Source organism: Vibrio sp. R11-SG3-ISO9 (assembly GCF_059834255.1).
The window spans coordinates 154,748-178,951 of the sequence record NZ_JCBDGU010000050.1 but is presented as its reverse complement, the minus strand read 5'-3'; the positions used below and the strand labels follow the sequence as shown (position 1 = coordinate 178,951).

23 protein-coding genes are annotated in these 24,204 nt (G+C 45.2%); 10 read left to right on the top strand and 13 right to left on the bottom strand.

Annotation, left to right across the window (positions count from 1 at the left end):
- The 7 genes from mrdA to lipA form a co-directional block, all read left to right on the top strand.
- On the top strand, window positions 1-1,291 hold a 1,291-nt coding region (mrdA, locus tag AC6R05_RS18905), incomplete at its 5' end, for a penicillin-binding protein 2 (protein WP_500648303.1).
- Window positions 1,291-2,412 (top strand): rod shape-determining protein RodA, encoded by a 1,122-nt coding sequence (gene rodA / locus AC6R05_RS18900; protein ID WP_032551438.1) that lies wholly within the window; start codon window positions 1,291-1,293, stop codon window positions 2,410-2,412. The genes mrdA and rodA, both read left to right, overlap by 1 nt.
- A gap of 117 nt (window positions 2,413-2,529) precedes the next feature.
- Window positions 2,530-3,306 carry a septal ring lytic transglycosylase RlpA family protein gene (locus AC6R05_RS18895; RefSeq protein WP_500648308.1) on the top strand — a complete coding sequence of 259 codons (777 nt, stop codon included), beginning with the start codon at window positions 2,530-2,532 and terminating at the stop codon, window positions 3,304-3,306.
- Between the two features lie 92 nt (window positions 3,307-3,398).
- Entirely contained in the window at window positions 3,399-4,580 is a 1,182-nt protein-coding gene (locus AC6R05_RS18890; protein ID WP_500648302.1) for a serine hydrolase, read from the top strand.
- A 235-nt stretch (window positions 4,581-4,815) separates the two neighbouring features.
- Window positions 4,816-5,094 carry a DUF493 family protein YbeD gene (gene ybeD, locus AC6R05_RS18885; protein WP_032551473.1) on the top strand — a complete coding sequence of 93 codons (279 nt, stop codon included), beginning with the start codon at window positions 4,816-4,818 and terminating at the stop codon, window positions 5,092-5,094.
- Between the two features lie 195 nt (window positions 5,095-5,289).
- Window positions 5,290-5,949: a lipoyl(octanoyl) transferase LipB gene (gene lipB, locus AC6R05_RS18880; protein ID WP_032551436.1), complete on the top strand. Its 660-nt coding sequence runs from the start codon at window positions 5,290-5,292 to the stop codon at window positions 5,947-5,949.
- A gap of 4 nt (window positions 5,950-5,953) precedes the next feature.
- On the top strand, window positions 5,954-6,919 hold the full coding sequence (gene lipA, locus AC6R05_RS18875; protein ID WP_032551435.1) for a lipoyl synthase: 966 nt from the start codon (window positions 5,954-5,956) through the stop codon (window positions 6,917-6,919).
- 211 nt (window positions 6,920-7,130) lie between these two features.
- On the opposite strand, the gene AC6R05_RS18870 is transcribed toward lipA, so the two are convergent.
- The 3 genes from AC6R05_RS18870 to AC6R05_RS18860 all read right to left on the bottom strand — a co-directional run bounded on the left by AC6R05_RS18870 (window position 7,131) and on the right by AC6R05_RS18860 (window position 10,055).
- A complete protein-coding gene (locus tag AC6R05_RS18870; protein ID WP_285468345.1) occupies window positions 7,131-8,492 on the bottom strand; it encodes a sodium-dependent transporter in 1,362 nt (453 codons plus the stop codon).
- A gap of 260 nt (window positions 8,493-8,752) precedes the next feature.
- Complete coding sequence (locus tag AC6R05_RS18865; protein ID WP_500648301.1) at window positions 8,753-9,508, bottom strand: YggN family protein; 756 nt, start codon at window positions 9,506-9,508, stop codon at window positions 8,753-8,755.
- Window positions 9,509-9,581: 73 nt separating this feature from the next.
- Window positions 9,582-10,055, bottom strand: a complete 474-nt coding sequence (locus AC6R05_RS18860; RefSeq protein WP_032551432.1) for a GreA/GreB family elongation factor — start codon at window positions 10,053-10,055, stop codon at window positions 9,582-9,584.
- A gap of 139 nt (window positions 10,056-10,194) precedes the next feature.
- Between AC6R05_RS18860 and AC6R05_RS18855 the strand changes: the two genes are divergently transcribed.
- Complete coding sequence (locus AC6R05_RS18855; protein ID WP_500648300.1) at window positions 10,195-12,129, top strand: RecQ family ATP-dependent DNA helicase; 1,935 nt, start codon at window positions 10,195-10,197, stop codon at window positions 12,127-12,129.
- A gap of 50 nt (window positions 12,130-12,179) precedes the next feature.
- Here the strand turns inward: AC6R05_RS18855 and dinB are convergent, their stop codons facing one another.
- Window positions 12,180-13,256 (bottom strand): DNA polymerase IV, encoded by a 1,077-nt coding sequence (gene dinB / locus AC6R05_RS18850; protein ID WP_500648299.1) that lies wholly within the window; start codon window positions 13,254-13,256, stop codon window positions 12,180-12,182.
- 158 nt (window positions 13,257-13,414) lie between these two features.
- Between dinB and AC6R05_RS18845 the strand changes: the two genes are divergently transcribed.
- On the top strand, window positions 13,415-14,638 hold the full coding sequence (locus tag AC6R05_RS18845; RefSeq protein WP_500648298.1) for a GGDEF domain-containing response regulator: 1,224 nt from the start codon (window positions 13,415-13,417) through the stop codon (window positions 14,636-14,638).
- Between the two features lie 119 nt (window positions 14,639-14,757).
- Here AC6R05_RS18845 and nqrM read toward each other — a convergent pair whose 3' ends face one another.
- The 9 genes from nqrM to bolA all read right to left on the bottom strand — a co-directional run bounded on the left by nqrM (window position 14,758) and on the right by bolA (window position 22,865).
- Window positions 14,758-15,012: a (Na+)-NQR maturation NqrM gene (nqrM, locus tag AC6R05_RS18840; protein ID WP_032551427.1), complete on the bottom strand. Its 255-nt coding sequence runs from the start codon at window positions 15,010-15,012 to the stop codon at window positions 14,758-14,760.
- 15 nt (window positions 15,013-15,027) lie between these two features.
- Entirely contained in the window at window positions 15,028-16,032 is a 1,005-nt protein-coding gene (locus AC6R05_RS18835; RefSeq protein WP_500648297.1) for an FAD:protein FMN transferase, read from the bottom strand.
- A gap of 162 nt (window positions 16,033-16,194) precedes the next feature.
- Window positions 16,195-17,421, bottom strand: coding sequence for an NADH:ubiquinone reductase (Na(+)-transporting) subunit F (gene nqrF / locus AC6R05_RS18830; RefSeq protein WP_032551425.1), 1,227 nt, complete (start codon window positions 17,419-17,421; stop codon window positions 16,195-16,197).
- Between the two features lie 29 nt (window positions 17,422-17,450).
- Window positions 17,451-18,047, bottom strand: coding sequence for an NADH:ubiquinone reductase (Na(+)-transporting) subunit E (gene nqrE, locus AC6R05_RS18825; RefSeq protein WP_032551424.1), 597 nt, complete (start codon window positions 18,045-18,047; stop codon window positions 17,451-17,453).
- A gap of 7 nt (window positions 18,048-18,054) precedes the next feature.
- A complete protein-coding gene (locus AC6R05_RS18820) occupies window positions 18,055-18,687 on the bottom strand; it encodes an NADH:ubiquinone reductase (Na(+)-transporting) subunit D (protein ID WP_032551423.1) in 633 nt (210 codons plus the stop codon).
- The gene (locus AC6R05_RS18815) at window positions 18,687-19,454 is read right to left on the bottom strand and encodes a Na(+)-translocating NADH-quinone reductase subunit C (RefSeq protein ID WP_032551422.1); all 768 of its coding nucleotides are present in this window, start codon (window positions 19,452-19,454) and stop codon (window positions 18,687-18,689) included. Before AC6R05_RS18815 ends, AC6R05_RS18820 begins: the two co-directional genes overlap by 1 nt.
- Window positions 19,444-20,688, bottom strand: coding sequence for an NADH:ubiquinone reductase (Na(+)-transporting) subunit B (locus AC6R05_RS18810; RefSeq protein WP_032551421.1), 1,245 nt, complete (start codon window positions 20,686-20,688; stop codon window positions 19,444-19,446). The genes AC6R05_RS18815 and AC6R05_RS18810 overlap by 11 nt, the downstream gene beginning before the upstream one ends.
- A gap of 5 nt (window positions 20,689-20,693) precedes the next feature.
- Complete coding sequence (locus tag AC6R05_RS18805; RefSeq protein WP_032551420.1) at window positions 20,694-22,034, bottom strand: Na(+)-translocating NADH-quinone reductase subunit A; 1,341 nt, start codon at window positions 22,032-22,034, stop codon at window positions 20,694-20,696.
- 519 nt (window positions 22,035-22,553) lie between these two features.
- On the bottom strand, window positions 22,554-22,865 hold the full coding sequence (gene bolA / locus AC6R05_RS18800; RefSeq protein ID WP_032551419.1) for a transcriptional regulator BolA: 312 nt from the start codon (window positions 22,863-22,865) through the stop codon (window positions 22,554-22,556).
- A 174-nt stretch (window positions 22,866-23,039) separates the two neighbouring features.
- Here bolA and AC6R05_RS18795 point away from each other — a divergent pair, with 174 nt between their 5' ends.
- The gene (locus AC6R05_RS18795) at window positions 23,040-24,191 is read left to right on the top strand and encodes a methyltransferase (protein ID WP_500648296.1); all 1,152 of its coding nucleotides are present in this window, start codon (window positions 23,040-23,042) and stop codon (window positions 24,189-24,191) included.
- The last annotated feature ends 13 nt before the right edge of the window (window positions 24,192-24,204 follow it).

Below are 24,204 nucleotides of genomic sequence, written 5' to 3'. Positions count from 1 at the left end.
AGCGACCCGTGACATCGGTAAGTTAGGTATTGAACGTTACTACGAAGACATGCTTCACGGTACTGCCGGCTATCAAGAGGTTGAAGTAAACAGCCGTGGCCGTGTTATCCGTACATTGAAGTTTGTACCCGCAATTCCGGGCAAAGATATCGTGTTGAACCTAGATATCGACCTTCAACTTTACGTACATAAACTACTCGATGGACGTCGAGGTTCAGCGGTTGTGCTTGATCCAGACGACAACGGCGTACTCGCTATGGTCTCTAGCCCAAGCTATGACCCGAATGCGTTTGTGCACGGTATCTCGTCCAAGGGTTACAATGCCCTACTCAACGACAAAAACCGTCCACTCGTAAACCGTGCGACTCTGGGGATCTATCCACCAGCATCAACGATTAAGCCTTTCATTGCGGTAGCCGCATTGCAAGAAGGCGTGATCACACCAAACACCACCCGTAACGACCCGGGTTACTGGAAGATCCCGAACTCAAAAACCAAACCATTCCGAGACTGGCTGCGTTGGGGACACGGTACCGTTGATATCGTGAAAGCGATAGAAGAGTCCGTGGATACCTTCTTTTACCAAATCGCCTTTGATATGGGTATCGATCGTCTATCAAGCTGGATGATGATGTTTGGTTTTGGTGATTACACGGGTATCGATATATACGAAGAGAGCAAAGCCAACATGCCGACGCGTGATTGGAAAATGGCTCGTCACCGTGTGCCATGGTATCAAGGGGACACCATTCCAGTGGGGATTGGACAAGGCTACTGGACAGCAACACCAATGCAGATTGCTAAAGCAACATCGGTGCTGGTCCATGAAGGTGAAGTCATTGCTCCGCACCTCCTGCGTGCCACCATTGAAAACGGTCAACCACTTGAGACGCAATCGCTGTCTGATATCGAAACGTATCCACCAATTACCGAGGTGAAACAACGATTCTGGGACATAGGTAAAGAAGGCATGAAGCTAGTAAACCATGGTCGTAAAGGTACCGCTCGCCGCTCTTTCCAAAATATGTCTTATCTGACTGCGGGTAAATCTGGTACTGCACAAGTCTTCGGATTGAAAGAAGATGAAGAGTACAACGCTGACGAAATCGCAGAACACCTGCGTGACCACGCGCTCTTTACTGGCTTTGCGCCGCTGGACGATCCAAAAGCGATCGTGACCATCGTACTTGAGAACGCCGGTGGTGGTTCTTCAAACGGTGGTCCTGTTGTGAGACGTATCTTCGACCATATAGTTTTGGGCGACGAATATAAGAGTAAGGCAACACAATAATGAAACTCGATCTCTCTACTGGTCAAAATCGCGCCCTATTTGAGCGATTCCATATCGATTTGCCACTCCTACTTGGCATCTTAGTGCTGATGGGATTTGCGCTGCTGATTATGTACAGCGCAAGTGGTCAAAGCTTAGCGATGATGGATCGCCAAGCTATGCGTATGGCATTGTCACTGGGTGTGATGATTTTCCTCGCGCAGATCTCACCACGAACCTATGAAACACTGGCTCCGGTTCTGTTTGCAGGCGGTGTTGTACTGTTGCTCGGGGTACTGTTCTTTGGTGAAGCTTCCAAAGGTGCTCAGCGTTGGCTGAACTTCGGCTTTATTCGTTTTCAACCGTCGGAGTTACTCAAGCTCGCTGTACCACTAATGCTAGCTCGTTACATTGGTAAGCGTTCACTGCCGCCAACCTTCCAAACGCTAGTCATCTCACTGGTCATGGTGTTTGTACCCACCATTCTTATCGCCAAGCAGCCCGATTTAGGGACATCAATCTTGATCGCTGCATCCGGTATTTTCGTTATTTTCTTGGCAGGTATCAGCTGGAAGATCATCGCGAGTGCGGCTGTGGCTTTGGGTGCATTTATCCCAATCCTATGGTTCTTCTTAATGCGAGAATACCAAAAGGTTCGTGTTCGTACTCTGTTTGATCCGGAGTCCGATCCACTCGGTGCCGGCTACCACATCATTCAAAGTAAGATTGCAATCGGCTCTGGCGGCATCTCAGGTAAAGGTTGGCTACAAGGAACACAGTCTCAATTAGAGTTTATTCCAGAGCGTCACACCGACTTTATTTTCGCTGTAATTGCCGAAGAATGGGGCATGATCGGTATCCTATTCCTACTCGCTATCTATCTGTTCATTATTGGCCGCGGTCTGATTCTCGCGAGCCAAGCTCAAACAGCATTTGGGCGAATGATGGGCGGTAGTATTGTTTTAAGCTTCTTTGTTTATATTTTCGTAAACATCGGAATGGTAAGTGGCATTCTTCCTGTGGTAGGTGTACCGCTACCTCTTGTTAGTTATGGTGGTACTTCGATGGTTACATTGATGGCAGGTTTTGGTATTTTGATGTCAATCCACACTCACCGTAAAGCATTCTCTAAGGCGACTTAAGTGATATTTAACGCAATGAGCGATTACGCAAAGAGCAGTTACACAAAGAGCAAGAACGCGATGAACAGTAACGCGCAACACGCCAATAAGTCATCACAGCTTAAACAGCTCGCATTGATGGCTGGCTTAGTGGTGTTGATGAATGGCTGTACATCATCACCAGATTCGCAATCGGGTCGCTATGACATTAACGATGATATTGCTCCTGATGTGCCTATCTCGGTTGAGCATTTAGAAGATGCACACCCAAAATATGAGCCATACAGTTTAGGCGGTAACAGCGACTACACTTTGCGCGGCGAAGATTACAAAATCGTTCGCGATAGCAAAGGGTTCACTGAAAAAGGCAAGGCATCTTGGTATGGCAAGAAGTTTCACGGCCACCTTACCTCTAATGGTGAAGTGTATGACATGTACTCAATGTCTGCCGCTCACAAGACATTGCCAATTCCAAGCTATGTGAAAGTGACCAATACCGACAATAACAAGAGCACTATTGTTCGAGTTAATGACCGAGGTCCTTTTCATGAAGGCCGCATCATTGATCTAAGCTATGCAGCCGCGTACAAGCTAGATGTAATTCGTACCGGAACAGCTAATGTCGAGATTGAAGTGATCACCGTTGATATCCCAACCGACGAGAATAAGAAAGCGGCGCTGCCACAATACATTATTCAAGTTGCGACTTCTCAGCATCAAGATCGCAGTGAAAAGCTCGCAAGTGAACTGAGTAAAGAACTGTCGGTCAAAACTTTTCTTCAGCCAGTAGATGACAAATACCGACTGATGCTTGGGCCATTTCATGACTATGCTCTGACTCAAGAAAAATTAGAACAGGTTAAGCTTATGGGTTACCCGTCAGCTTATATAAAGAAGCACACCTTAACTCGCTAGTAATCTTACAGAAACTTCTGACAATCACTGCACTGGTTTGAAATAGTGATTCTGTTAAGATATGGATAGTTAACCAAATAATTGCATTCAAAATGAATAAATCTAATAAACTTATCAAATCGATTTTTGCTACTTCTGTTGCGCTTTCTGCAACGCTAGCTTCTTCGTCATTCGCCGCGCCTATCGTTGTTCCAGACGCTCCACAAATTGCTGCTAAAGGCTTTGTTCTAATGGATTACCATTCAGGCAAAGTATTGGCAGAAAAAGAGATGAACACTCAGCTTTCTCCAGCAAGCTTGACCAAAATGATGACCAGCTATGTTATCGGTCAAGAGCTTGATCGCGGCAACATCAACCTAAATGACGACGTTGTTATTAGTGAAAACGCTTGGGCGAAGAACTTCCCAGACTCTTCAAAGATGTTTATTGAAGTAGGTACAACGGTAAAAGTGGAAGAGCTTAACCGCGGTATCATCATCCAATCAGGTAACGATGCTTGTGTGGCTATGGCAGAGCACATCGCTGGCTCTGAGGATGCATTCGTTGATCTAATGAACGCGTGGGCTAGCTCTATCGGCATGAAAGACACGCACTTTGCGAACGTTCACGGTCTAGATAACCCTAACCTATACTCAACGCCTTACGATATGGCACTACTAGGTCAAGCGCTTATCCGTGACGTACCTGCAGAGTACCGCATCTACTCTGAGAAAAAATTCACTTACAACGGCATTACACAATACAACCGTAATGGCCTGTTGTGGGACAAGAGCATGAATGTGGATGGCATCAAAACTGGCCACACAAGCAATGCTGGTTACAGCCTAGTAAGCTCGGCAACTGAAGGTAAAATGCGCCTTGTTGCTGTTGTAATGGGCACCAAGAATGCTAACGCTCGTAAGACAGAAAGCAAAAAGCTACTAAGCTACGGTTTCCGTTTCTTTGAAACTGTTGCACCGCATACTGCTGGTGAAACATTCGTTGAAGAGAAAATTTGGATGGGTAGCAAAGATACGGTTGCTCTGGGTGTTGATGAAGACACATTCGTAACCCTTCCTCGTGGCGAAGCGAAGAACCTAAAGGCGAGCTTTGTTCTAGAGAAAGAACTTGAAGCACCGATTAGCAAGGGTGACCAAGTAGGTAAACTGTTCTACCAGATCGATGGTCAAGACGTTGCTGAATACCCGCTACTAGCGCTAGAAGATGTCGAACAAGGCAGCCTATTTAGCCGCCTATGGGACTACCTAGTTCTTCTGTTCAAAGGTTTATTCTAAGGCCTCAGAGTAACGGTCAATAACAGTAATCGCATGATCCTTTTGACTATTTACTCATAACCCTTTTTCGGGTTTGCCTAACAAGCCAACAAAGGCCGCACTCAGCGGCTTTTGTTGATCTTGAGTTCAGCGATATTTACCAGTAATATTCCGCTCTTATTAATCGAGTCAATTGACCGAATACGCTTTTCTGGGTATTTTGCCCAACAGCGAAGTACCTACCATTTTGGAGCTAATCATGAACATCAATTCTGATGCAAAACTTAAAGACCTTTTAGAGTTCCCTTGTTCTTTTACTTACAAGGTTATGGGTTACGCGAAACCAGAACTGCCTGAACTTGTACTGGAAGTGATCCAGCGCCATGCTCCTGGTGACTACAGCCCAACAGTGAAACCAAGTGCAAAGGGTAACTACCACTCTGTTTCGATCAACATCACAGCTACGTCGATTGAGCAGGTAGAAACGCTTTACAAAGAACTTGGCGAGATCGACATCGTACGTATGGTTCTGTAATCCTAGATTACACAATGATCACAGCGGCTTAGAGCCGCTGTTTTCATTTTAGGCACCCCGTTTTTGCTGCTTTTATTCAACTTAATTTTCAAGAAATACAAAGAAAGTTGAAAAACCTTGCAGTCCGTCTGTAGTTAGAATCAAATTTCGCGTTTATAATGCGTTCACTTTATTAATCCTTGAGGGAGTCCTGCTTTGCAAAATAAGCTAATCGTAAAAAAATTAGGTCGCCAGGATTATGAACCCGTATGGAAAGCCATGCATGAGTTCACCGATACGCGCACAGATGACGACGTAGACCAAATTTGGTTAGTCGAGCACAACCCGGTCTTCACTCAAGGACAAGCAGGTAAAGCAGAGCATGTACTCAATGCTGGCGACATCCCTGTCATTCAAAGCGATCGCGGCGGACAAGTTACCTATCATGGCCCAGGCCAGTTGGTTGCTTACTTCTTAATCAACATTCGTCGTAAGAAATTTGGAGTGCGAGATCTTGTTACTCATATAGAGAACCTCGTAATCAATACTCTGAAAGCATACAATATCGAATCAGCTGCTCGACCTGACGCTCCGGGTGTTTATGTCGATGGCAAAAAGATATGTTCTCTAGGCCTACGTATTCGACGTGGCTGCTCGTTCCACGGGCTAGCACTTAATGTCGATATGGACCTGTCACCGTTCCTACGTATTAACCCTTGTGGTTACCAAGGTATGGAAATGGCTCAAGTCAGCCAACTAGGTGGCCCTTCGGATCTAGAGAGCGTTGAGCAACAGCTAATACAAGAGCTTGTCGAACTACTCGGCTATGACCAAGTAGACATTCAAGCCAACAGTAACACTACAGCAGAAGCATAAAATCATGAGCAAACCAATCCAAATGGAAAAAGGCGTTAAATACCGCGACGCCGATAAAATGGCATTGATTCCAGTAAAAAACATGCCTACCGAGCAGAAAGAAATCCTGCGCAAGCCGGAGTGGATGAAGATCAAACTGCCTGCTGATAGCCAGCGCATCCAAGACATCAAATCTGCAATGCGTAAGAACAACCTTCACTCGGTATGTGAAGAAGCGTCTTGCCCTAACCTGGCTGAGTGTTTCAATCACGGTACAGCAACCTTCATGATCCTAGGTGCTATCTGTACTCGTCGTTGTCCTTTCTGTGACGTTGCCCACGGCCGTCCAGTTGCTCCTGAAGCGGAAGAGCCTCAGAAGCTAGCAAAAACCATCCAAGACATGAAACTGAAGTACGTTGTAATTACTTCTGTTGACCGTGATGATCTACGTGACGGTGGTGCAAAGCACTTTGCAGACTGTAACCGTGAGATCCGCGCACTAAATCCAAATATTCGTATCGAAACTCTGGTTCCTGACTTCCGTGGTCGTATGGACGTGGCACTTGATCTAATGAAAGACAACCCGCCAGATGTATTCAACCACAACCTAGAGACAGCACCTCGCCTATACCGTAAGGCGCGTCCAGGTGCGAACTACAAGTGGTCATTGAACCTACTGAAGAAGTTTAAAGAGCAGCATCCAGACGTTCCAACAAAGTCGGGCGTAATGATGGGTCTTGGTGAAACAAAAGAAGAGATCATTCAAGTACTGAAAGATCTACGTGAACATGGCGTGACAATGCTAACTCTAGGCCAATACTTAGCACCTAGCCGTCACCACTTGCCAGTTGAGCGTTACGTGCCACCATCTGAGTTTGATGAACTGAAAGAGATCGCTCTAGAGCTTGGATTTACACACGCCGCATGTGGCCCGTTCGTACGTTCTTCTTACCACGCGGATCTACAAGCACAAGGTATGGAAATTAAGTAACTCGCGACTTAACTTCTCTATATTTGAAAGGCGCAAACCCTATGGTTATGCGCCTTTTTCATAGCTGCACTTTAGTGCCCAAATTCACTCAATTCTCCATAAAAACACAAACTGCCTATCCAAACATACCGATACTAAAAAGCCGCTCTTAACCAAGAGCGGCTTTCATATTTAGCGTGTTGCATTAATCGTTGGTAGTATCGCTAGTAGATTAACCGAAAGAGGCCCAGATAACCGTTATCACCAGTACAGGGCATACAAACTTAACGTATGCAGGCCATACTTTACCGAACCAACCTAATTGGAAGTCCGGGCAGCCCTGCTCTAGCTCTTTTACCTTAGAAGCTCGGCTCCATACCCAACCACCAAACAGACAGAACATCAATGCTGCAATAGGTTGTAGATACTGAGTAGCAATCATAGCCACTAGGCCAAATAGAGCGCCAAAGTTGTAAACAATAATGACACTGAACAACGCGATTAAGCCACCAATAACCCAACTCGTCGGTGTACGTGCCGTGTTGAAGCGCTCGCTCACTAGAGAAACAGGTGCCTCTAGCATAGAGATAGAAGAAGTCAGTGCGGCAATAGTCAGCAATAGGAAGAAAACAATCGCAAAGATCTGACCAAGGAAGCCTAAGCTATCGAACATCAAAGGTAATACCGTAAACACCAGAGTATCTGAGCTCAATAGTGACCCATCCTCAGCGTAGATTTGTACACCCTTTTGCATCGCGACAAACATGGCTGGCATCACGACAAGACCAGCAATAAAGGCAACGGCCGTATCCACTAAGGTCACGTTCATCGCCATCTTCGGCAGGTTCTCTTTCTTACTTAAGTAAGAGCCGTAAATCAGCATCGAACAGCCACCAATGGTCAGTGAGAAAAAGCCCTGTCCCATCGCCGCTAGAATCAGTTTTCTGTCCCACACCTTTTCAAAATCAGGTACAAGGTAGTGCTTAAGCCCTTCAAGCGCACCTTGCTGAGTCATGATGTAGACAAACAAGAGTGCGAACAGTACAAATAGCGCTGGCATTAAACGGGTCGACCATTTTTCAATGCCTTGCTTGATGCCACCTTGTACAATCAAGATTGTCAGCACGTAAAACAACACGGTACCGAAGACATTGCGCTCTACACTAAAACCTTTGAACCACGCTGCAATCTCAACCAAGCCAAACACATCGGCAATCGCGCCAAATAGGAAGCAGATCAACCAGCCACCCACAATGCTGTAAAAGCCTAACACTGCACTTGGTACACTTAAGCCAATCCAACCTGTCAGTGCACCGACTTTTTTCGCCAGTGGGTTTGATGTCAGTGAGCGCATACTGTCGACAGGGTTAGCTTGACCATGACGACCAATCGCCATTTCAACCACCAGCATTGGGAATGCGACTACAAAGATCAGCACCAAATACACTAAAAGAAATGCACCGCCACCATTGCTAGCGACTTGTGTTGGGAAACCCCAAATGTTTCCAAGGCCAACTGCAGCGCCCGCTGCTGCCAAAATGAAGCCTAAACGAGAGCTAAACAGCTCTCTTGATGAAGAAGATTGTTGGTTCATACTGCCTGTTAAATACCAATGAACTAGTTTGCTAGTACAATAATCAAAACCACTAACCCATGCAATCTATAAATGATTAAAATGCTTATTTATAAGAAAAAACCAAACTATAAGACTGTAAATTATAATATACACGGAATTACAGACCAAAGATAAACAACAAACCATTAACAATCACTACTCCGCATCTTCATACAACAAGCACAAAAAAAGGGCACGCGAGGTGCCCAATCGAAGGTTCAATTTACTGCCAGCTAGTGCTAAATGGTAAACACTTGATAGTCTTTCAAATTCGGGATCTTTTCATGCAACGATTTTTCTTGCTCAGCCATCTCATCAAGTGAGTCACAAAATGCTTCCGCTTCTTTCTCTACCTGTTGTGAGTGCTCCTTAAAACGCTCTTCGATCTTCAACTTTAGCTCAGACATGCTGTCCGCCATTTCAGTTAAGTTAAGACCGCCCTCTTGCTTCATTTTTTCAGACATGGCATTAAAAGCACTTGAGATAAACTCTTCGTTAAAGATTTCCATCGCCTTATCGAAGTCTTCACTCCAGCCATTCGCCATCGACTCAAAGCTCTCAGCAGGAAGCACTAAGTCACCATCTTTATAGTAACGAGCTTCCATCTCAGCAAAGAAATCACTCATTGATTTTTTAACGTTATCAAACGCTTCTGGCGCATCCAAACTTACTGCAATGTCGTCGATAACATCGTTTGCCAATGCTAATCCCTCTTTCGCCATTGCCTTGGCTTGAGGTAAGTATTCACTCATGCTTTCACGGTAGCGTTCTATCGCCGCTTGCTGATCTGCATCGAGCTCAACCTTTTCACCATGAATATAAAGATCATTGCCATCAAGCACAGCCGTATCACCATTTGTCTGGTGGATCTCAACCGTATGCTGATCAATTCTCAGTTCATTTTTAAGGTCTACACGACACTGAGCCGCATAAGCGGGGACACTCGCCGCTGCCAACACCATAGATAGTGATGCAATTAATACGCTCTTTTTCATAACATCCTCACATACATTGCTGTACTAACTATACATTGAGTGATTCACCCAATGTCATGGAAAGGTTTAGAACTTAACAAACCGATACAATTTCATAGATAAAGTGGCTGTCTGCGACACTAAACTCCACTTCGTCACCCACCTCTTTTCCCATTAAAGCAGCACCTAGAGGAGCGTTTGGTGTCAGTATGGCTACATCTTTACCATCCCACACCACCGACAAACCTCCAACTCTTGGCCCGATAAAGAAGTACTTAACCTTATCTTGTTCATCGATAACAGAAAGAAAGCTGCTCATCGCTATGCGTTCTCCCTCTCTCAGAACTAAATCACGATAGCACTGAATATCCTCTTCACACTCTTGGACTCTTACGGCCTGACCATGTGCGAGGTAAGATGCCTCTAGTGCCAGAGTATCGTACTTATGTTCTGGTACGGTTTCTTCGTCGGTCGCTGCATCAATCGCGCGCTGCGTTGCTGACTGAGCAATTGCAAGCCGAGATTCAAGCTGCTGGAGAATTATTTGTCTAAGCTCGGATTTATTCATACTTTTGAAGTGCTTTTCTTTAGGAGCTACAGAATAGAATTAGGTACAATCTGGTGCAAGCGCTTTGAAACGGAAGTTTCTCGGCCAACAAGATTGAACAGGCTTAGCAGCACACCACACAGATTAACCGAGCACATTTATGATAGAACAGAAGCTAAAACAGGTCTTTGGATTCGACTCACTGCGTCATGGACAGAAGCAAGTTATTGATAATGTTCTTGCAGGCCAATCGGCAGCGGCTATTTTTCCGACCGGATCAGGTAAATCCCTCTGTTATCAGCTTCCTGCTCTAGAGCTGCCTCATCTCACCTTGGTGATTTCCCCTTTGCTTGCACTTATGAAAGACCAATTGAGTTTTCTGCACAGTAAAGGGATTGCTGCTGCGGCCATCGAGTCGAGCCAAGACAGACAAACTACTCAACAAGTGATGCAGTCCGTTCGCAATGGCGAAACCAAAATCTTGATGATCTCAGTTGAGCGCCTCAAGAACGAGCGCTTTAGGCAGTTCATATCACAGGTACCTATCTCGCTTTTGGTGGTCGACGAGGCGCACTGTATCTCAGAATGGGGTCATAACTTCCGACCTGACTATCTCAAGCTGCCCCACTATCAGAAACAGCTCAACATTCCTCAAGTTCTGTTGCTGACCGCAACGGCGACAACGGGCGTGATTCAAGACATGCAGACCAAGTTCAATATTGCTCCAGAGAGTGTAGTGGTTACTGGCTTTTATCGTAAAAACCTCGACTTAGCGATTCAACCTTGTGAGCAAGAGACAAAGTTAGAAACCCTGTGCGATGTGGTCAATCAAGCGCCACAATCGCCGACTATTGTGTATGTTACGCTTCAACAGACGGCAGAGAATGTCGCTCAAGCCCTGAGAAATGTCGGCATCAATGCGATTGCCTACCACGCTGGTCTCAAACCCGAAAACCGCGATGCCATTCAGCAACAGTTTATGAACGATGAAATCAACTGCATCGTTGCGACCATCGCCTTTGGTATGGGTGTCGACAAATCAAATATTCGCCGCGTGATTCACTTCGACCTGCCTAAGTCGATAGAGAACTACTCCCAAGAGATTGGGCGTGCCGGTCGTGACGGACAAAACTCCGAATGTATACTGCTCGCTAATAAACACGGCCTCAGCACGCTAGAGAACTTTGTCTTTGGCGATACACCCGATAACATTGCGATTCAAACAGTGTTGCAAGAGATATACGCCTGTCAGCCCTCTGGCAATACCTACGCTACTCAGTGGGAAATCATGCTCAATCAGCTCTCTCGCGAATCCAATATTCGTCAGCTGCCACTGAAAACCTTACTTGTATACCTCGAGATAGAGGGCATCATTGAGCCCAAATACAGTTTCTTCGCTGATTACAAATTCAAGTTTGTTCGACCAAAACCACAGATCATCGACCAATTTCAGGGAGAGCGTCGTGCGTTTGTTGAGTCGATTTTCCAATGCTCACCGCAAGCTCGTGTTTGGTGCCAAGTGGACTTCGATGCGTTGTGGACGCACTTTCAAGCAGACAGGCAGCGCGTGGTCGCAGCAATTGACTACTTTAATGAACAAGGTTGGATTGAGTTAGAAAGCAAGCAGATTACCGATGTATATGCAGTACACAACACCAGCGAAGATCCAAATGAGGTCGCTCAGCGTCTATCAGCACTGTTTAAACAGAAAGAGGACAATGAGATTGGCCGTCTCAATTACATGTTGGATTTCTTTGAATCAAGCAGCTGTCTGAGTTCAAAACTAGCCAACTACTTCGGTGACATCAATGCGCCACAAGAATGCGGACACTGTTCAGCGTGTCGTGGCAACTTCGCCAAGCTGCCTAATGTACCGTTAGAGGTAATTGACGAGGGTGACCTTCAAGCTTGGGTAAATGAATTCATAAGCAGTAGCCCACAATGGGTAACTGATGAGGCGATTACTCGCTTCTTATCGGGTATTGCCACACCACTATCCACCAAGCTGAAAGCTAGCAAGATGTCTGGATACGGCAAGCTTGAGCAACACCCTTTCCGCGATACCCTCGCTCTAGTTCAACGAACTCCAAGATAGTTCAACAAACACTGAGATAACACGTTAATCGCCAACTAAGCTATTTTTGATCAGAAGAAGCTTAGCTGGCGCATCTGATCTTTGGGTTGCAGCATGACACTTAACCCCAGCAAGCGAATCTCACGCCCTTGCTGACGCTTTAGAATCTCAGTCAACAGCTCTTTGAAGTGCTCGAGATTCAACGAGGGTTGAATATGCTCAATGGTGGTTTGCTGAAAATCCGCAAACTTGAGCTTAATGCCTTGCTTGGTAATAGACTTGGTTGGGCTCGCCTTCTCCAGTCGAGCTTCCAACTCAGGAAACAAACGCTCTTCAATCACCTTCCAGCACTCTTGATAGGTTGAGATATTTTCACTAAAAGTGCGCTCCACACCAACCGACTTTCTTTCTCGCTCAACCACTACCTCTCGATCGTCAATGCCATGGCTTCTCTTCCAAAGCGAGGCGCCTTGTCGACCAAACTTAGACAACAAGGATCGATAATCTGTCTGTTTAATATCTTTACAGGTATAAAAGCCCGCTTGATGAAGCTTCTCTATACTCACTTTGCCAACGCCAGGGATCTTCTCTAATGGCAATTCATCAATTACCCCCTGAACCTCTTGAGGGGGAATAACAAACTGTCCATTGGGCTTATTCATGTCCGACGCAACCTTTGCCAAAAACTTAATCGGCGCGACGCCTGCAGACGCAGTTAATTGAAGTTCATTCCAAATATCACGGCGGATAGCTTCTGCAATAAGAGTGGCCGAACCATGGCACTGCTCTGAGTCAGTCACATCAAGAAAGGCTTCATCCAATGATAGCGGCTCAATGATGGAGGTGTATCGAGAAAAGATGGCTCGGATCTGCTTAGAGATCTCCTTATAGACCTGCATCCTACCCGGTACCACCAGCAGGTTTGGACACAACTGCAATGCCTTAGCCGTTGGCATCGCCGAACGAATACCAAACTTACGCGCCTCATAGTTACAAGTACTGAGTACACCGCGCTGCTTTTCGTGCCCGCCGACAGCTAATGGACGATTCCGATAAGAAGGGTTATCACGCATTTCGACAGCCGCATAAAAACAATCCATATCAACATGGATTATCTTACGCACTCTCTCTTTATCTGAACCACACATGACCAAACCACTCGCCAAATACTGTATTAATAACCAGTATAATCATTTATTCGCCGAGAACAAAGTGTTCATTGATTCGCTAATCTTTCGCTTAGTCACTTGTTAACAGTTCTGGTAATATGGTTAAAAAGTATTTACTCGATAAGTAGGGAACACTTTTGACTGAAAAAATACTGGTTGTTGAGGACAGTCGAGCCTTTAGAAACTACCTTCACCAGCAGCTAACTAATAGCGGTTATGCAGTGACACTTGCCGAGTCTGTGCAACAGGCTAAAGAGATACTTGAGCAGGAAACAGACTTTCTGTGTGCGGTGTTGGACTATTGTCTACCAGATGGCCAAGATGGCGAAATTGTCGACTTGGTTCTTGGTTACCAACAAAAAATCATCGTACTGACAGCCATGTTCAGCGACGCCCTACGCGAGCAGGTACTGGCTAAAGGTGTGATTGATTACATTCTGAAAGACAGCATGGCATCAGTAACGTATTTACTGCCGCTAATTCAACGTATTACCAACAACAAAAATCACAAAGCATTGGTTGTCGATGACTCTTCCGTTGTACGCCGTTATATAGTGCAACTCCTTGAGCACCAATACATCCAAACTGTTCAAGCCGTTGACGGCGAACAAGGGTTAGCCCTACTTCAAAACGATCCCGATATTACGTTTGTCGTTACCGATCATGACATGCCAAATAAAGATGGCATCACCATGATTCGTGAGATTCGTCAGCACTACACGCGTAACGAACTGGCCATCTTGGGGCTATCAGCAAGTGACGATCGCACGCTAACCGCCCAGTTCCTTAAAGCGGGCGCTAATGACTTTCTCTACAAGCCATTCAATCAAGAAGAGTTCTTCTGCCGCATTCATCAACTGCTGGATATGAAAGAAGCGAACAATGAGTTGTTCCGTCATGCCAATGAAGATGCGCTGACTGGGTTATGGAACCGTCGATTCTTGTTCAATCAAGCTTGTAAAGGCTGTGACAAACGCAACATCGCAATGATGGATATCGACTTCTTTAAAAAGGTTAATGATACCTACGGTCACGACGGCGGTGACGCGGTACTAATTGCTGTCGGTCAAACCATCAAATCGTTCTTCAAAGATGATGTGGCAGTTCGCTTTGGCGGGGAGGAGTTTTGTATTCAAGCCTGTGGATCGTTTAGAGACTTCATAGTACGTCTTGAAAAGATGAGAATTACGATTGAACAACAGGTCATCGCTCATGACGATCAGCAAATTAAAGTCACCATGAGTATTGGTGTGACGAATATCGAATCCGACCTCGATAGCCAAATAAAGGCAGCTGATGAACTCTTATACAGAGCAAAAGAACAAGGTCGTAATCAATTGGTATTTGAAAGAAACGACTAACTGTTCACGAATGATCAACCACTCGTTTTAGTAAGTGCAAGACTGTTATTAATTGAGAATCACCACAAACAAAAAAGCTCGAGGTTTCCCTCGAGCTTTTCTTTATCAGCAAAACCTGATTAAGCGATACGGTCTTTTTCCCATGCCGCTAGCTTCTCTTCGCGCTCAGCTAACTTCTCAGCACGGTAAGCCTCACGAGCTTCACGTTTCTTACGTGCATCACAAGGTTCAGGACAGTTACATACCTTATCGATACCAACAGCACCCAGGCCGCCACAACTGCCTTTTACCACTTTCTTTTGGATGATGTAGCCAATCGACATTGCTGCGATAACTGCTAGAAAAACGCCAAATGTAATAATAAATGTGTTCATAATGCTCTCGCTACCTTATTTCTTTAAGTATGGCTTGAACGCTTCAGAGGCGATCTCTTTAAAGCCATCGGCTGTTTTAACCACCATAAATGCTGGGATATTATGTTGATTCGCGATTTCCATACCTTTTACCTCACCTAAGACCATAAGGCCAGTAGATAAGCCATCTGCAGTCATTGAAGATGGGTCTAATACGGTTACTGACACCACTTTGTGGTGAATCGGTTTACCGGTTTCTGGGTTGATAATGTGCGAGTAACGAACACCATCACGCTCGAAGTAGTTTCTGTAATCGCCCGATGTTGCAATCGCCATATCACCCGGTTCAATAATCTCTTGAATCGTACGTTCTTCAACGCTTGGCTTTTCAATCGCAATGCGCCAGCCAACATTTTCACGGTTCAGACCTTTTAGGCGAATCTCACCACCGACTTCAACCATGTAGTTGTGAATACCAATAGAGTCTAGGTAGTCAGCCAGTACATCCACGCCCCAGCCTTTCGCAATCGTTGAAAGGTCAACGTAAAGCTTTGGCAGGTCTTTCGTCAGCTTGTTGCCCTCAACGCTTAAATGGTGGATACCAATTTTCTGTTTGCGTGCAGCCAACTCTTCATCTGTTGGAACCACTTCAGGGCGAGCTTCTGGACCAAAACCCCAAAGGTTAACCAAAGGCCCAACCGTCACATCCAATGCACCTTTAGTTAGACCGTTCAAACGAATCGCTTCTTTCACAACAATTGCGGTTTGTTCAGATACTTCGAATGCATCGCCACCTTCATATTGGTTGAAGCGGCTTAGCTCGGAATCTTTGCGGTACGTCGACATCTGATCGTTCACTTCTTCAAGAAGACGGTCGATCTCTGCATGCACCTTATCCGAAGCTAGAAACTCATCACTATTGATATACTTAATATTGTAGCTCGTGCCCATGGTTGGGCCGTTCAAATGTACCTGTTCACGTGGCTTTTCACAGCCCGCTAGAAACAGTAGAGAAGTTAATGCAACAAGCCAAATTCTCACTTGCTTACTCCCATTATTGTTAGTGATTTATATAAGAAAGAACAGTGTCTGCATAGTTACCAAATATGCTTTCTTATATAAGTCGTTGTATGGTGAACACAGCTTAGAAAAACAAATGGCTGACTCCTAAGAGCCAGCCATAATATCAGTCACTTAAGTGGATTAACCACCGAAGTCATCTAGAAGGATGTTCTCATCTTCTACACCAAGATCTTTCAGCATGCCGATAACAGCCGCGTTCATCATCGGTGGACCACACATGTAGTACTCACAATCTTCAGGAGCTTCGTGATCCTTCAGGTAGTTTTCGTACAGTACGTTGTGGATGAAGCCTGTGTAACCATCCCAGTTATCTTCTGGCATTGGATCAGACAGAGCACAGTGCCAAACGAAGTTATCGTTTTCAGCTTGTAGGCCGTCGAAGTCTTCTACGTAGAACATCTCACGCTTAGAACGTGCACCGTACCAGAAAGACATCTTACGAGTTGAATTAAGACGCTTAAGCTGATCGAAGATGTGTGAACGCATTGGCGCCATACCAGCACCACCACCAACGAATACCATTTCGTTGTCTGTATCTTTCGCGAAGAACTCACCAAATGGACCAGAGATAGTACACTTGTCGCCTTCTTTAAGAGACCAGATGAACGATGACATTTGACCAGGTGCAACATCAGGATTATTAGGCGGCGGCGTAGCGATACGCACGTTCAGCATAATAATACCGTGTTCTTCTGGGTAGTTAGCCATTGAGTATGCACGGATGATATCTTCATCAACCTTAGACTCGTAACGGAACAGGTTAAACTTGTCCCAGTCTTCGCGGTACTCTTCTGGTACATCGAAATCAGAGTATTTGATGTGGTGAGCAGGTGCTTCAATCTGGATGTAACCACCAGCACGGAAAGGTACTGATTCGCCATCAGGGATTTGCAGCTTAAGCTCTTTGATGAAGGTTGCTTTGTTATCGTTAGAGATAACTTCACATTCCCACTTCTTCACACCGAAGATCTCTTCAGGAAGTTCGATATCCATGTCAGTTTTCATAGCAACTTGACATGCAAGACGTTCACCTTCGCGCGCTTCACCTTTAGTAATGTGGTCAAGCTCAGTTGGAAGGATGTCGCCACCGCCTGATTTAACTTTTACGCGACACTGACCACAAGAGCCACCGCCACCACAAGCAGAAGATACGAATACGCCAGCGCCAGCTAGAGCACCAAGCAGTTTACCGCCCGGTTGCGTCGTGATTGCTAGAGTTGGGTCATCGTTTACAGCGATAGTGATGTCACCTGTAGGTACAAGCTTAGATTTAGCGAAAAGAATCACTAAAACCAGTGCAAGTACAATGATGGTAAACATCGCTACACCAAGAATAATGCTTTGCATTTGTTATTCCTTATTTCTGGGTGCTTACCCTACAGTTGAACACCAGAGAAAGACATAAAGCCTAACGCCATTAGACCAACACTGATGAACGTGATACCAAGACCACGAAGACCAGGAGGTACGTCAGAGTACTTCATCTTCTCACGGATACCCGCAAGTGCAACGATAGCTAACATCCAACCCACACCAGAACCGAAGCCGTAAACAACAGATTCTGCGAAGTTGTAGTCACGCGTTACCATGAAAGATACACCACCAAAGATCGCACAGTTAACTGTGATCAGTGGTAGGAAGATACCTAGTGCGTTGTACAAAGGTGGGAAGAAACGGTCAAGAACCATCTCTAGGATTTGTACAAGTGCCGCGATAACACCGATGAATGCGATGAAGTTAAGGAAACTTAAATCGACACCTTCAACAAGCGCGTTCTCTTTTAGAATGTGTGTGTAAACAAGGTTGTTTACAGGTACAGCGATTGTAAGTACTACAACTACCGCAACACCAAGACCAAAAGAAGTTTTAACTTTCTTAGATACCGCTAGGAATGTACACATACCTAGGAAGAAAGAAAGCGCCATGTTTTCGATGAAAATCGATTTAACTAGCAGACTAATATAATGTTCCATGACTACCTTACCCCTTCGCTTCTACTTGCTCTGGCTTGAACGTACGAATCGCCCAAATCAAGAAGCCGATTAGGAAGAATGCAGAAGGTGCTAGAAGCATCAAGCCGTTTGGCTGATACCAACCACCGTTGCTCACTAGAGGTAGTACTTCCATACCAAATAGTTTGCCTGAGCCTAAAAGCTCACGGAAGAAACCTACAGTGATAAGAACGAAGCCGTAACCAAGACCGTTACCAAGACCATCGATTAGAGATGGGATTGGCTCAGACTTCATTGCGAATGCTTCAGCACGACCCATTACAATACAGTTAGTAATGATTAGGCCTACGAATACAGATAGCTGCTTAGAGATATCGTATAGGTATGCTTTAAGCACTTGGTCTACCACGATTACTAGTGATGCGATGATCGCCATCTGAACGATGATACGCACACTGTTAGGAATGTGGTTACGGATTAGAGATACAGAGAAGTTAGACAGAGCAGTAACGAACATTACCGCGATAGTCATAACGAATGCTGTTTCTAGTTTAGTGGTTACCGCAAGAGCAGAACACACACCAAGAACCTGTAGCGCGATTGGGTTGTTGTCCAATACTGGCGCTAAGATGCTCTTTTTAATATCTTTTGCACTAGACATTAGTTCAGACCTCCGTCACGAACTTTTGCTAGGAACGGACCAAAGCCCATTTCACCTAACCAGAAGTCAAATGTATGTTGAACACCAACGCTAGTTAGTGTTGCACCAGAAAGGCCATCAACACCGTGCTCAGAACCTTCAGGAGCGCCACCTTTTACAACTTGGATAGCTGGCTTGTGGTTTTCGTCGAATAGTTTCTTACCAACGAATTGAGCACGCCATGTTGGGTTCTCAACTTCACCACCAAGTCCTGGAGTTTCACCTTGCTCGTAGTACGTGATGCCAGAAACTGTGTTGCCATCAGTCTCTACCGCAACGAATGCGTACATCATTGACCATAGGCCGTTACCGTGAACTGGGATGATAACTTTAGTCGTTTCTTCACCAGATTTAACTAGGTAAACCGTACCAGTGTTAGCACGACGAAGGATCTTAGCTACGTCTTCTTCAGCTGAAAGCTTGATAGACTGAGCAGGATCTTTTGCCGCTTTACGTTGGTCGTATGCAGCTGCATCGCCGTCAACGAAATCACCAGTAGCGAAATCAACTAGACGAGGTTCGATGTTCTCTGCGTATAACGCAGGAATGTCGCCTGCTAGGTCGATGCCTGCAACTTCTAGGATCTTAGTTTGCTGATCAAGAACTGCGTTAGCTTGTTGCTTAGGTTTAAGAACAACTGCAGCTGTTGAAACGATGATTGAGCACACTAGGCTCAATGCGATAACAACAAACAGCGTCTTTTTAATGCTATCGTTATTACTTGCCATAGCGAGCTAGTCTCCGCTTAATGTTCTTCTCGATTACAACGTGGTCAAACAGAGGAGCAAATAGGTTTGCGAATAGGATCGCAAGCATCATGCCTTCTGGGTATGCCGGGTTAACAACACGGATCATTACACACATTGCGCCGATTAGGATGCCGTACCACCACTTACCTTTGTTAGTAAATGATGCTGATACTGGGTCTGTTGCCATGAAGAACATACCGAATGCGAAGCCACCTAGAACTAGGTGCCAGTGCCAAGGCATGCTGAACATTGCATTAGTGTCAGAGCCGATCACGTTGAACAGCGTAGACACAGCGATCATACCGATCATTACACCCGCAATGATGCGCCATGAAGCTATACGCATGTATACGATCATCGCAGCACCGATCATAAGTGCTAGAGTCGATACTTCACCGATAGAACCTGGGATGTTACCAATGAACGCGTCCATCCAAGTGATTGCTTCACCAGATACAGTGTTCACTAGAGCGCTACCGCCGCCTTGAGCCCATTGGCTAAGTGCAGTTGCACCAGAGAAACCATCCGCTGCAGTCCATACTACGTCACCAGAAATCTGTGCAGGGTATGCAAAGAATAGGAACGCACGGCCAGCAAGTGCAGGGTTAAGGAAGTTACGACCCGTACCACCGAAGATCTCTTTAGCAACAACAACACCGAAGGTAATACCTAGTGCCGCTTGCCATAGAGGAAGTGTTGGCGGAACGATAAGTGCAAAAAGGATAGAAGTTACAAAGAAACCTTCGTTAACTTCGTGCTTACGCACCATACAGAATAGAACTTCCCAGAAACCACCAACGATAAATACCGTTGCGTAGATAGGTAGGAAGTAAGTCGCACCTAGTAGCATTTTACTGCCAACACCTGCATCGGCTCCCAAGGAAGCGCCAAGCATTTGAGTCAGCCAGTAGTGCCAGTTACCATCGATTACAGATGCTAGTTCAGCGCCTGCGTACATGTGGTTAAGTGCAGCGATAGCTTGGCCACCCGCGTTGTACATACCCCAGAACATAGCTGGGAATACCGCGAACCAAACCATAATCATGATACGTTTTAGGTCAACGCTATCACGAACATGCGAGCTCTTCTTTGTAATAAGACCTGGCGTGTAGAACACAGTTGCCGCTGCTTCGTAAAGCGCGAACCACTTCTCGTGTTTACCACCTGGCTCAAAATGATGCTCGATGTCTTCAAGAAACTTTTTAAGGCCCATGAAAATTACCCTTCCTTCTCAATCGTATCTAGGCATTCACGAAGTAGTTGACCGTACTCGTACTTACCTGGACATACAAAGGTACACAATGCTACATCTTCTTCATCTAGCTCTAGCGCACCTAGTGCTTGAGCACTATCAACGTCGCCTGCACATAGATCACGAAGCAGCAGAGTAGGTTCCATATCTAGAGGCATTACGCGCTCGTAGTTACCGATTGGAACCATTGAGCGATCACTACCGTTCGTTGTTGTTGTCATGTTGAACAACTGACCTTTGAACAGGTGACCAAGGAATGAACGAGTAACAGAGAACTTGTTCTTACCAGGCATAGCCCAGCCGAATAGCTCTTTATCACGACCTTCACGTAGAACAGAAACTTGCTGATGGTAACGACCAAGGTAAGCGTGAGGACCTGTTGCTTGAGTACCAGTTAGTACTGAACCAGAGATCACACGAACTTCACCTGGCATCAACTCGCTGTCCGTAAGCTCATCAAGGCTAGCACCAAGTTGAGTACGAACTAGACGTGGGTTGTTTACTACTGGACCAGCCAGAGAAACAACGCGATCTGTGTAAATTTCACCCGTTAGGAAAAGTTTACCGAACGCGATAACGTCTTGATAGTTAATGCTCCACGCTACGTTTTGTGCATTTACCGGATATAGGTAATGCATATGCGTACCTGCAAGACCTGCAGGGTGTGGGCCATCGAAAACATGTTCTTCAACATTAGACTGAGACGAACGAGGTAGGCTTGTGCCTTTTTTACAAACGTAAACCTTGCCGCTCGTTAGAGTTGAAAGAATATCTAAACCAGCAACGAAAGCATCAGACTGCTCGTTAATGATCAATTCTGGCTCAGCAGCTAGAGGGTTCGTATCCATAGCAGTTACGAAAATAGCCTGAGTTTCAGAATCAACAGCTGGAACCTTGCTGAACGGACGAGTACGCAGAGCGGTCCATGCGCCAGACTCAACAAGCTGAGTTTTAACCGTATCACGGTCTAGACCTGCTAGTTGGTTAGCTTCATAGTTATTGAACGTGATTTGCTCATTGCCTGCTACTTCAATCACTACTGATTGAAGAACACGCTTAGCACCACGGTTCACTTCAATAACTTTACCGCTTGCTGGAGAAGTAAATACAACACCTGGGTTCTTTTTATCTGCAAAAAGAACTTGGCCTTTCTTCACTTCATCACCAACGCGAGCATGCATCGTAGGACGCATACCAACGTACTCTTCGCCAAGCAAGGCGACTTTAGTGATGGACTTACCATCATTAATCACCTGGGATGGAGTTCCTGCAATAGGAAGATCCAAGCCCTTCTTTATTGTAATCATACGCACTTGCACTACTTTATCGGGAAAAAGATTCTTTTAATTGCGTAAATTCAGGACGGTTTTTATGCGCCCTTAGACACGACATTAGAGTGTCCGGTTTTGGTAAAAATAAGGCACCAAAATCGCAACATTATCTTAATAAACTCATCACAAAAATGAGGTGAGATTTATCAGGTGCCGTATTCTAGCATTTTTTGACGTCTTGATGCCATGACCAATAACTTGAATAAGGGCTATATTTGGTGAGAATTGAAGCATATGGACTCTCAAATATGAATAATTTTGACGAGCCGCACAGATAAAAAGGCATTTTAATAGCGTTTTAAACAAGAGATTAACACTCTGTCACAAACTAATATTTTTCCGATTATGTTGAAACACTGTTAATAAAAACATTACTAATTATGGGTATTTTTAATCGTTCAAGGTGACATCAACTTGGTCAATATAACAACGAAAAACCGATAGATTTGGCGATAAAAAAGGCGGCCAATGCCACCCTTTGTTTATCTGTCTACTTTACGACTTGCTGCCGCCCATACACATAGGGCTGTCTGGCACGCTATCAAACTGCTTCTGCCATTCATCTTTTGTATAAGTATGAATGGAGAGCGCATGGATATGATTCGCTAATTCTTCAGAAAGCACTTGGTTAACCGCGCGATGGCGTGCAATCAAACGCAGCCCTTCAAATGCATCACTCACTACGACCACCTTAAAATGGCTTTCAGAACCTGCTGGAACATTGTGCATGTAGCTTTCATTCACGACGTTGAGATGTGTTGGCTCAAACTCATTATGCAGTTTCGTTTCAATGACTTCTTGGATCATCATGATTCCTTTATCGGACTCTTATTATTCACTATCAAACCAGTATAAACCCAAAGCGGGAGACTGTCTGGCTCTTTAATACATGACACTCTTGGGAATGTAGAGTTTTTTCTATCTTGTTTAGTCTGCTTTTGAGAGAATGTCGCGGTTATTTCTCACATAAGTATCTAAGTAATGAAAACCGAACTTACCCTACACGACAGAACCCTGACTCTACATCGTTTCCCTAAACGTTCTAGTGAAACCCTACAGGCGTGGGATGCTGGTGATGAATACATTATCAACCATGTCGAAGATATGAACCTAGAACCTGGAAAGCACATCCTGATTCTCAATGATCATTTCGGTACACTATCCGCTTGGTTCTCACAAGATCATGACGTAACGATGATGAGCGACTCTTACATCTCTCATCGCGGCGCACTTAAAAACCTGCAACGCAACCAATGTAATCGCGTCCAGTTTCTCAATACCATGGATGACATTCCAGTTGGCGTTGATCTGGTATTGATGCAGCTACCAAAAACCAATCGCCATTTAGTGTGGCAGCTAAGTCAATTACGTCAGGCACTTCCTGAAGGATGCCAAGTGATTGGTGTCAATAAAGTGAAAGAGATTCACACCTCTACCCTCAACCTATTTGAAAAATACCTCGGCGAAACTAAAACCTCTTTGGCGAAGAAAAAACACCGCTTGGTATTCTCGTCACCTAACTGTCAGCCTATTCACAAGGTTGAGCCATTCGTTGAGTGGGACGTTGATGGGGAAGATATCCGCCTGAAAAATTTACCGAACGTTTACTCAGGGGAAGCACTCGATCAGGGCGCTCGCTATATGCTTGAGCACATCCCGCAAGATCCTGAGCTTCGTCATATCATCGACCTAGGTTGTGGCAACGGAGTATTAAGTGTTAAAGCAGCGCAACTGAACCCACAGGCTCGCATTACCTGTGTTGATGAAAGCTTTATGGCTGTAGAATCTGCTAAGCAGAACATCCATGACAACATCGGGGACGAAGGCAATTTCCAGTTCATCGCCAATAACTGTTTGGATGGATTCAAGAAGAACAGTACCTACTTGGTTCTGTGTAACCCTCCTTTCCATCAACAGCAAGCGATCACAGATCATATCGCATGGCAGATGTTTTGTGATGCAAAGCATGTTCTTAGCAACGGGGGCAAATTAATTGTTATTGGCAACCGACACCTCGGATACGATGTAAAGTTAGCGAGATTATTTGGCAAGGCGAACGTCGAAACGCTTGAATTGAACCAAAAATTTGAGATATTACAAGCAACAAGAGAGCCCGCTAACTTTAATAAGTAGCTGTGGTATTGCG